At 60.5% G+C, this 10,006-nt stretch carries 9 protein-coding genes; 6 read left to right on the top strand and 3 right to left on the bottom strand.

Features of this window, described 5'->3' with window-relative positions; genetic code table 11:
• Positions 1 to 114: 114 nt before the first annotated feature.
• From PMI28_RS24925 to PMI28_RS24935, 3 genes are read right to left on the bottom strand one after another with little or no spacing between them, the layout of a single operon-like run.
• Entirely contained in the window at positions 115 to 882 is a 768-nt protein-coding gene (locus PMI28_RS24925) for a TerB family tellurite resistance protein (RefSeq protein ID WP_007982677.1), read from the bottom strand.
• A gap of 1 nt (position 883) precedes the next feature.
• Positions 884 to 1,555, bottom strand: coding sequence for an N-acetylmuramate alpha-1-phosphate uridylyltransferase MurU (gene murU / locus PMI28_RS24930; protein WP_007982674.1), 672 nt, complete (start codon positions 1,553 to 1,555; stop codon positions 884 to 886).
• Positions 1,552 to 2,571: an aminoglycoside phosphotransferase family protein gene (locus tag PMI28_RS24935; protein ID WP_007982672.1), complete on the bottom strand. Its 1,020-nt coding sequence runs from the start codon at positions 2,569 to 2,571 to the stop codon at positions 1,552 to 1,554. Before PMI28_RS24935 ends, murU begins: the two co-directional genes overlap by 4 nt.
• 130 nt (positions 2,572 to 2,701) lie before the next feature.
• On the opposite strand from PMI28_RS24935, the gene PMI28_RS24940 reads away from it, so the two are divergent.
• The 6 genes from PMI28_RS24940 to PMI28_RS24965 all read left to right on the top strand — a co-directional run bounded on the left by PMI28_RS24940 (position 2,702) and on the right by PMI28_RS24965 (position 9,990).
• A complete protein-coding gene (locus PMI28_RS24940) occupies positions 2,702 to 5,512 on the top strand; it encodes an LPS-assembly protein LptD (protein ID WP_007982670.1) in 2,811 nt (936 codons plus the stop codon).
• Complete coding sequence (gene surA, locus PMI28_RS24945; protein ID WP_033063094.1) at positions 5,493 to 6,809, top strand: peptidylprolyl isomerase SurA; 1,317 nt, start codon at positions 5,493 to 5,495, stop codon at positions 6,807 to 6,809. The genes PMI28_RS24940 and surA overlap by 20 nt, the downstream gene beginning before the upstream one ends.
• Entirely contained in the window at positions 6,806 to 7,795 is a 990-nt protein-coding gene (pdxA, locus tag PMI28_RS24950; protein WP_007982666.1) for a 4-hydroxythreonine-4-phosphate dehydrogenase PdxA, read from the top strand. Before surA ends, pdxA begins: the two co-directional genes overlap by 4 nt.
• On the top strand, positions 7,792 to 8,610 hold the full coding sequence (gene rsmA, locus PMI28_RS24955) for a 16S rRNA (adenine(1518)-N(6)/adenine(1519)-N(6))-dimethyltransferase RsmA (RefSeq protein WP_007982663.1): 819 nt from the start codon (positions 7,792 to 7,794) through the stop codon (positions 8,608 to 8,610). The genes pdxA and rsmA overlap by 4 nt, the downstream gene beginning before the upstream one ends.
• 115 nt (positions 8,611 to 8,725) lie before the next feature.
• Positions 8,726 to 9,106 carry a Co2+/Mg2+ efflux protein ApaG gene (gene apaG / locus PMI28_RS24960; protein WP_007982661.1) on the top strand — a complete coding sequence of 127 codons (381 nt, stop codon included), beginning with the start codon at positions 8,726 to 8,728 and terminating at the stop codon, positions 9,104 to 9,106.
• Positions 9,106 to 9,990, top strand: coding sequence for a symmetrical bis(5'-nucleosyl)-tetraphosphatase (locus PMI28_RS24965; protein ID WP_007982659.1), 885 nt, complete (start codon positions 9,106 to 9,108; stop codon positions 9,988 to 9,990). Before apaG ends, PMI28_RS24965 begins: the two co-directional genes overlap by 1 nt.
• Positions 9,991 to 10,006 lie beyond the last annotated feature (16 nt).

The raw sequence follows: 10,006 nt of genomic DNA, 5'->3' as shown, positions 1-10,006 counted from the left end.
GCAAGCCCGCTCCCACAGGATTAACGTCGCACACAACTTTTGTAATCGACATAAAACCTGTGGGAGCGGGCTTGCTCGCGAAGGGGCCATTACAGGCAACACAAAGCTGTTCGACTAGCGAAAATCCCGCCGCTCCCGAATCAGCGTATAGGCGCTATGCAGTTCACGCGTTCGCTCGGTGGCCTCACGAACCTGCATCGCCGTCGCGCCACTGCCGGCAATCTTGTCCGGATGATGGCGACTGAGCAGGCGCCGATAAGCACGCTTGATCTGCGCCGGTTCAGTGGTGGCCGACACGCCCAGCAGCCGCAAGGCCTCCTGATAACTTGGCACACTGTTGCTCAATGGCTTTTTCTGCGGCTCGTAGTCGTGGGCCAACGCTTGCACCTGATGCGGCGTCCAGCCCAGCCACTTGCCCCATTGGCCGATCAACTCACGCTCACTGCGGCCGGCACGGCCATCGGCCCACACCATTCGCCAGCAGGCGCGCAACACGCCTTCTGCCGCATAGGGCTGGGCACTCAGACGGCGCAGATAACCGTGCAGCCGGTCGCGGCCCGACTTGCCGCGATTGAACGCGGCAATCGCACGACGCTGCGCCGACTCGGACATATCCAGCGAACGCATTTCCGCCCGGGCCTGTTCGATGTGCCCGGCCATCACCTGGCCGTCGCACTTGGCCAGACGCCCCAACAAGACAAACAGCAACTCGTCGTTACGCAGCACCGGGCGACCGCCCAGCTTTTCCCGCAAGTGCCCCCAGCTCTGCAAGTGCAAACGCCGGTCCAGCGCCTGCCCCAACAACGCGCCGAGCATGGCCCCCGGAAGACTGGCTATGGCAAAGCCTGCTCCGGCTCCAATCAGAGTCCCTGGCCACAGCATCTCAGCGGCTCGCTTCTATTAATGATTCAACTTCGGCCAGGCGCTCGTGAGTGCCGACATCGACCCAGTGCCCCTTCAACTGCTCGCCGGTCACTTGACCGTCAGCCATGGCTTTACGCAACAGCGGCGCGAGCTTGAAAGCCCCCGCGGTGCAACCGTCGAACAACTGCGGATGCAACACCGCAATGCCACTATAGGTCAGAGTAGGAGCCTGCGGCTGACCGTCGTGCACCTGGGTTCCGATCAGGCTGAAGTCACCGGCCGGATGGTGGGACGGGTTGCTCGCCAACACCAGGTGCGCCAGGCCGCTGATAGGCTGATGCAACACGCTGAAGTCGTAATCGGTCCAGATGTCGCCGTTGACCACGACAAACGCTTCTTCCCCCAGCAACGGCAACGCGCGGAAAATCCCGCCGCCGGTTTCCAGGGGCTCGCCTTCCGCCGAGTACTGAATGCTCACGCCATAGCGCGAACCATCGCCCAGATAGTCTTCGATCTGCTGACCGAGCCAGGCGTGATTGATCACGATGTCGGTGAACCCGGCAGCGGCCAGCGCTCGCAGGTGATATTCGATCAGCGGGACTCCGCTTGCTCGAACCAGCGGTTTTGGCGTGGTCAGGGTCAGCGGGCGCATGCGCTCGCCTTTGCCCGCGGCCAGAATCATTGCCTTCATGCTGTCACTCCGGCACGCAGACTGGCCAGCAACACATCCAGTTCGGCCAGTTCAGGACGGCGCGCGATCACGGCATCTATATAGGCAAAGAAACGCGGCACATCACCCAGATAACGCGGTTTGCCGTCGCGATGGCAGATACGGGCGAAAATACCGATGACTTTCAGGTGACGTTGCACACCCATCAAGTCGCTGGCACGCAGGAAATCCTCGAAGTCGGGCTGAACCGGAATACCGAGGGCGCCCGCTTGCTGCCAGTAGCTTTCGAGCCAGCCGTGCACGCGCTCTTGCGGCCAGCTGAGGAATGCATCCTTGAACAGGCAGGTCACGTCGTAGGTCACCGGGCCATACACCGCGTCCTGGAAATCCAGCACACCGGGGTTGGGCTCGCTGAGCATCAGGTTGCGCGGCATGTAGTCGCGATGCACCAGGACTTTTGGCTGTGCCAGGGCGCTGTCGATCAACAGCTCGCTGACCTGCTGCCAGAGCACTTGCTGCGCCGCGTCGAATTCGATGCCCAATTCACGCTTCACGTACCACTCGGGAAACAGTTCCAGCTCGCGACGCAGTAATGCCACGTCATAGCTCGGCAAAGGCGCAACCATCGGCAACTGCTGGAAAGCCAGCAACGCTTGCAGGGCATCTCTGAACAAATCGTCGGCATTTTCACTGTCGATGACGTCCAGATAGGTCTTGTTGCCCAGGTCATTGAGCAAAAGAAAACCGCGCTCGAGGTCTTCGGCATAAATTTTCGGCACGTTTATTCCGGATTTCGCCAGCAAAAAGGCGATATCCACGAAGGGTTTACAGTTTTCCTGGGGCGGCGGCGCGTCCATCACGATGAAACTTTTGCCATCGCCTTCCCAACGGAAATACCGCCGGAAACTCGCGTCGCTGCTGGCCGCAGTCAACGTGGCTGGGGGGACGACGCCCCAACCCTGCTCGGCAAAAAGGGTCGCCAATTGTTCATCGAGCCAAACTTTCAGGTGTTGCAAGCGTACATCTTGATCAGGCATTGCAAGGGTCTCCGACGGCGCTAGCCGTCAAGCGGGTCATGCTTTATTATCCAGCATCTTTTTCAGACCATCGAGAGGCGTGCGGCCCACACCGCGGGCAGATGGCACGCAGGAAGCCCGGACTAATAAGATGGCATTGAAATCCCCCGCGTTTCGTAAAAAATTTCCGTTGTTGGTTACCGGCAGTTTGCTGGCGCTGCAACCCCTTGCCACTTCCTACGTGGTCGCCGCGGAACAGTTTGACTGCTCAGTCTCTGCTTCGGGTTCCTGGGACTGCGCGCCAAAGACGCCGGCGGCTGCAATGCCACCGCGCCCCGTCCATGACGGTAGCGCAGTTTCCGCCACCGGCGAAGCCCCGGCCGAGAGCGGTTCCAGCGAAGACACTGGCGCCAAGCCGGTACTGGTCACCGAATCCAAAGGCCGTGGCCTGAAGTCACGTAGCGCAGACTACAGTCACCTCGACTGGGTTCCGCGCGAACAGCTCACCGCCGCACAGTTGGCTGAAACCGGTCCTTATTGCTCCGGTTCCTATATCGAACCGATTCGTCCTGGCATGAACGACAAGACGGATAAAAGTGACGCTCCTACCTTTATCGGCGCAAAAGCCTCCCGCTATAAGCAGGATGAGCAGGTCGCGACCCTGGCCGGCGACGTTGTCATGCGTCAGGGCAGCATGCAGGTCGAAGCCGACGAAGCCAACCTGTACCAGGCCGAGAGCCGTGGCGACCTGAACGGCAACGTGCGCATTCGCGACAACGGCGCATTGATCGTCGGCGACCACGCCGATGTGCAGCTCGACACCGGTGAAGCCAAGGTCGACAACGCCGAATACGTGATGCACAAATCCCGCGTGCGCGGTAATGCGCTGTACGCCAAACGTGCCGAAAACGCGATCATCCGCCTCAAGGATGGTACGTACACCACGTGCGAACCGAACAGCAACGCCTGGCAGCTCAAGGGCAACAACATCACCCTGAACCCGGCCACCGGTTTCGGTACGGCAACCAACGTGACGTTGCGGGTCAAGGACATTCCGGTCCTGTACACGCCGTACATCTACTTCCCGATCGACGACCGTCGCCAGTCCGGCTTCCTGCCGCCGAGCATCGGCACCGGCAGTGATACCGGCTTCATGCTGGTCACCCCGTACTACTTCAACCTGGCGCCGAACTACGATGCCACGTTGTACCCGCGTTACATGGAAAAGCACGGCTTGTTGATGGAAGGCGAATTCCGCTACCTGACCAAGTCCAGCGAAGGCCAGTTCGGTGCGGCGTACCTCAACGACGAAAGCAACGAACGCGACAAGCAGTCCGACGCCGAAAAAACCCGCTACATGTACAACTGGCAGCACAAGGGTGGTCTCGACTCGCGAGTGCTCACGCAAGTCGACTACACCAAGATCAGCGATCCGTATTACTTCCAGGATCTGCAGACCGACCAGATTGGCGTGAAAAGCAACGACTACGTGAACCAGCAGGGCTCCGTCACCTATCGTGGCGACAGCTATACCGCTCGGGTGAACGCCCAGGCATACGAACTGGCGAGCGTATCGAACATTACGCCGTACGACCGCCTGCCGCAGCTCACCCTCGACGGCATGCTGCCTTATCATCCGGAAGGCCTGAATTTCACCTACAACACCGAGCTCGTACGGTTTGACCGCGATCTGCAGACCGGCAACTACTCCGACGAAGACGGTAATGTGACGCCCCGTATTGATACCAACATACAAGGTCTGGCTCGCGCCACTGGCGACCGCCTGAATCTCGCGCCCGCCATGAGCCTGCCGATGAACACGACATACGGCTTCCTGACACCGAAGCTCAAGTACCAGTACACCCAGTACCAGCTGGACCTGGACAGTACCGGCAAAAGTCAAATCGTGACTCAGGATCAAGCCGCGGCTGCAGCCGGGACTAAAAATTTCAACGGTAATTTTGACAGCAACCAGAACCGCGGCGTGCCGATCGCCAGTATCGACAGCGGTCTGTACTTCGATCGAAATACCCAGTATTTCGGCAAGAACTACCGCCAGACTCTCGAGCCGCGCCTGTTCTACCTGTACGTGCCTGAGGTCGACCAGGAAGACATCCCGGTATTCGATACCAGCGAATACACCTTCAACTATGCGTCACTGTTCCGGGACAACCGTTTCTCCGGTTCCGACCGTGTCGGTGACGAGAACAAACTGTCCCTGGGCGTGACCAGCCGCTGGATCGAAGACAACGGTTTCGAGCGTCAGCGCATCAGTGTCGGCCAGGCCTTGTTCTTCAAGGACCGCGAAGTACAGTTGCCGGGCATCAACCCACAAACCCGCGCCGATGCACATTCGAATGTTTCGCCTTATGCGCTGGAATACGAATATCGCTGGAACCGCGACTGGCGCACCACGGCCGACTACAACTGGGACCCGGACAGCCGCAGCCCTCGTTCGGGCAGTGCAATGTTCCACTACCAGCCTGAAGACAACCCGAACAAGATCGTCAACCTCGGCTATCGCTATCGTAACGACCAGGTGATCTACAACCAGAACACCGGTCAATGGCAGTTCGGCGGTGACTATGGCACCCCTGGCCAGCCTGGCTTCGTGAAGGACTACTACAAGATCCAACAGCACGACTTCTCGGTGATCTGGCCGATCGTGCCGCAATGGAGCGCTATCAGCCGCTGGCAGTATGACTACAACCGCAACCGTACCCTGGATGCCTTCGGTGGTTTCGAGTACGACAGCTGCTGCTGGAAACTGCGCCTGATCAACCGTTACTTCGTTGATTACGACGAGTTCAGCCAGCAAGCACCGCAAAACGAAAAAGGCGACCATGGCGTCTTCCTCCAAATTGTTCTGAAGGGACTCGGCGGCCTCACCGGCGCCAAGGCAGAGAGCTTCCTCGACAAAGGCATTCAAGGTTATCGTGAACGTGAAGACCAAGCTTTCTGATTGTCTGCGCCCGCTGATGCTGGGCGCGCTGTTCCTGAGTACGGCGGCCAGTGCCGCCGTACAGTCCATCGATAAAGTGGTGGCCATCGTCGACAACGACGTGGTCATGCAGAGCCAACTGGACCAACGCGTTCATGAAGTTCAGCAAACCATTGCCAAGCGTGGTTCTGCCGTGCCGCCAGCCAGCGTGCTGCAGCAGCAGGTACTGGAGCGCCTGATCGTCGAAAACCTGCAATTGCAGATCGGCGATCGCTCCGGCATTCGCATTACTGATGAAGAGTTGAACCAGGCTGTCGGCACCATTGCCCAGCGCAACAACATGTCGGTCGAGCAGTTCCGCGCCGCCCTGACTCGCGATGGCCTGTCTTACGACGAGGCGCGTGAGCAGATTCGTCGCGAAATGGTCATCAGCCGTGTACGCCAGCGCCGGGTTGCCGAACGCATTCAGGTCTCCGAGCAGGAAGTGAAGAACTTCCTGGCTTCCGACCTGGGCAAAATGCAGCTGTCCGAAGAGTTCCACCTGGCCAACATCCTGATTCCTACGCCGGAAAGCGCCAACTCCGACGCGATTCAGAATGCAGCCAAACAGGCCGATGCGATTTACCAGCAACTCAAGCAAGGCGCTGACTTCGGTCAGTTGGCCATCGCCAAATCCGCCAGCGAAACCGCACTGGAAGGTGGCGACATGGGCTGGCGTAAAGCCGCTCAATTGCCACCTCCGTTCGATCGCCTGCTGAGCTCCATGCCGGTGGGGGATGTCACCCAGCCAATGCGCACGCCGGGCGGCTTCATCATCCTGAAGATCCTCGCCAAGCGTGGCGGCGAGACCCAGATGCGCGATGAAGTGCATGTGCGTCACATCCTGGTCAAACCGAGCCCGATCCGCGACGAAGCAAAAACCAGGGCCCTGGCCGATTCGCTCTACAGCCGTATCCAGGCTGGCGAAGACTTCGGCGAACTGGCGAAAAGCTATTCGGAAGACCCGGGTTCTGCCCTCAACGGCGGCGACCTGAACTGGATCGACCCGAGCGCGCTAGTGCCCGAGTTCCGCGAAGTGATGGCCAAGACCCCACAAGGTCAGCTGTCCAAGCCGTTCCAGACACAATACGGCTGGCACGTCCTGGAAGTCCTTGGCCGTCGCGCCACAGACAGCACCACCCAGGCTCGCGAGCAGCAAGCAATGACCGTATTGCGTAACCGCAAATACGACGAAGAGCTGCAAACCTGGCTGCGTCAGATCCGTGACGAAGCGTACGTTGAAATCAAACTCCCTGGCGCCGACCAGGCAGCACAGTGAAACCCCAACGTTTCGCGCTGACACCCGGCGAACCAGCCGGCATAGGTCCCGACCTGTGCCTGCTGCTCGCCTCGCAAGCCCAGCCCCACCCCCTGATTGCCATCACCAGCCGCGACCTGCTCATTGAGCGGGCCGCGCAACTGGGTGTGGCGGTCGACTTGCTGCCGGTTACACCGGACAACTGGCCGGACGCGCCCGCGCCAGCCAACAGCCTGTATGTGTGGGATACACCGCTCAACGCCACGGTCACCGCCGGACAACTGGACAAGGCCAACGCTGCGTTTGTCCTGGAAACCCTGACCCGGGCCGGCCAGGGCTGCCTGAACGGGGACTTTGCCGGCATGATTACCGCGCCGGTGCACAAAGGCGTCATCAACGAGTCCGGCATCGCCTTTTCCGGACACACGGAATTCCTCGCCGACCTGACCCACACCGCGCAAGTGGTGATGATGCTGGCCACACGCGGCCTGCGCGTAGCCCTGGTGACCACTCACCTGCCCCTTCGCGAGGTTGCCGATGCAATCACGCCGGAGCGCCTGGAACGCGTCACGCGAATCCTGCACGCCGACCTGCAGAACAAATTCGGCATCGCCCAGCCACGCATCCTGGTCTGCGGTCTCAACCCGCATGCCGGTGAAGGCGGACATCTGGGCCATGAAGAAATCGATATCATCGAACCCACATTGGAGCGCTTGCGCGGCGAGGGCATGGACCTTCGCGGCCCCCTGCCCGCCGACACTCTGTTTACCCCCAAATATCTGGAGCACTGCGATGCAGTGCTGGCGATGTACCACGACCAGGGCCTGCCGGTGCTGAAGTACAAAGGCTTCGGCGCAGCAGTCAACGTGACCCTCGGCTTGCCGATCATCCGCACCTCGGTCGACCACGGCACCGCCCTGGACCTGGCCGGCAGCGGCAAGATCGACACCGGCAGCCTGCAAGTCGCCCTGGAAACCGCCTACCAGATGGCCGAGACCCGTTTATGACCGAGCATTACCAACACAAGGCGCGCAAACGCTTTGGCCAGAACTTCCTGCACGATGCCGGCGTTATCGACCGCATCCTGCGCTCTATTCATGCCAAGACAGAAGACCGCCTGCTGGAAATCGGCCCGGGACAGGGCGCACTGACCCAGGGTCTGCTCAGCAGCGGTGCCCAACTCGACGTGGTGGAACTGGACAAGGACCTGATCCCGATCCTCAACCAGCAGTTTGCCGGCAAGAGCAACTTCAATCTGCATCAGGGCGATGCACTGAAGTTCGACTTCAACAGCCTGAATGCCGCACCAGGCAGCCTGCGAGTGGTCGGCAACCTGCCGTACAACATCTCCACGCCGCTGATTTTTCACCTGCTGCACAACTCGCACCTGATCCGCGACATGCACTTCATGCTGCAAAAGGAAGTGGTCGAGCGCCTGGCTGCCGGCCCGGGTGGTGGTGACTGGGGCCGTCTGTCGATCATGGTTCAGTACCACTGTCGGGTCGAGCACCTGTTCAACGTCGGCCCGGGCGCGTTCAACCCGCCGCCGAAAGTCGACTCGGCCATCGTACGCCTGGTGCCCCACGCGGTACTGCCGCACCCGGCCAAGGACCACCGTTTGCTGGAGCGCGTCGTGCGCGAAGCTTTCAACCAGCGCCGCAAAACCCTGCGCAACACCCTCAAGCTGTTGCTGAGCAACGCCGAAATCGAAGCCGCCGGCGTCGATGGCAGCCTGCGTCCCGAGCAACTCGACCTGGCCGCCTTCGTGCGCCTGGCCGACAAGCTCAGCGAGCAAGCAGCACAAAAGCCTGCCGCCGACTGACAGGTGATGAGCGCTATCGGGTAGGACGGCACTCTGGTCTACTACCCGATACTTGGCCTAGACTGAACTCCATCAGCTACGCCCCGCGTCCCGCTTCGTTTTTAAGGCCCCTTGCATGTCCGATCCTCGTTATCAGGTCGACGTCAGCGTCGTCACCCGCTATCTGGCAGAACAATCGCAACCCGAGTACGACCGCTTTGCCTTTGCCTACACCATCACCGTGAAAAACAATGGCCTGATGCCCGCCAAACTGCTTTCACGGCACTGGGTCATCACCGATGGTGACGGGCATGTCGAAGAAGTGCGCGGCGCAGGCGTGGTAGGCCAGCAGCCGTTGATCGAACCCGGCAAGAGCCACACCTACAGCAGCGGCACGGTCATGACCACCAAGGTCGGCACCATGCAAGGCACCTATCAGATGCTTTCCGACGACGGCAAGCATTTCGATGCCATCATCGCGCCCTTCCGCCTGGCGGTGCCTGGAGCCTTGCACTGATGGCGACGTACGCTGTCGGCGACCTGCAAGGCTGCCTTCAAGCCCTGCAATGCCTGCTCAAACAAGTGGCGTTCGATCCGCAACGGGATCGTCTGTGGCTGGTGGGCGACCTGGTCAACCGCGGCCCGCAGTCGCTGGAAACCCTGCGCTTCCTCTATAGCATCCGCGAGTCGCTGGTGTGCGTGCTCGGCAACCACGACCTGCACCTGTTGGCGGCCGGACGCAACATCGAACGCCTGAAAAAGGCCGACACCCTGCACGAGATCATTGACGCGCCGGACTGCGCCGAGCTGCTGGAATGGCTGCGCCAGCAAAAGCTCATGCACTACGACGAACAGCGCAACGTTGCACTGGTCCATGCCGGCATTCCACCCCAGTGGTCGCTGCGCAAAGCCTTGAAGTGTGCCGCCGAAGTCGAGACTGTCTTGCGTGACGACAACCTGTTGCCGCCCTACCTCGATGGCATGTACGGCAACGATCCGGCGAAATGGGACAACGACCTCAAAGGCGTGACGCGTCTGCGGGTGATCACCAACTATTTCACCCGCATGCGTTTTTGCACCGCCGAAGGCAAACTCGACCTCAAGAGCAAGGAAGGTCTCGGTACCGCCCCACCTGGCTACAAGCCCTGGTTCCAGCACAAGGAACGCAAGACCAAAGGTCTGAAAATCCTCTTCGGTCACTGGGCTGCACTGGAAGGCAAGTGTGACGAGCCGGGTGTCTCGGCCCTCGACACCGGTTGTGTCTGGGGCGGCGCCCTGACCCTGATGAACGTCGACAGCGGCGAGCGCCTGTCCTGCAAATGCGACGAACACGGCCATGCTGCCGTGCCGTCAGTCGCCTCATCCATTCCCCAAACATCGCCAGCCAGCGCCCCGCGCTAGACTGCCCATTCAGCCG

Source organism: Pseudomonas sp. GM48, from assembly GCF_000282335.1.
Lineage (GTDB): Bacteria > Pseudomonadota > Gammaproteobacteria > Pseudomonadales > Pseudomonadaceae > Aquipseudomonas.
The sequence above is the reverse complement of the archived record's forward strand: the minus strand, read 5'-3'. Positions and strand labels throughout refer to the sequence as shown.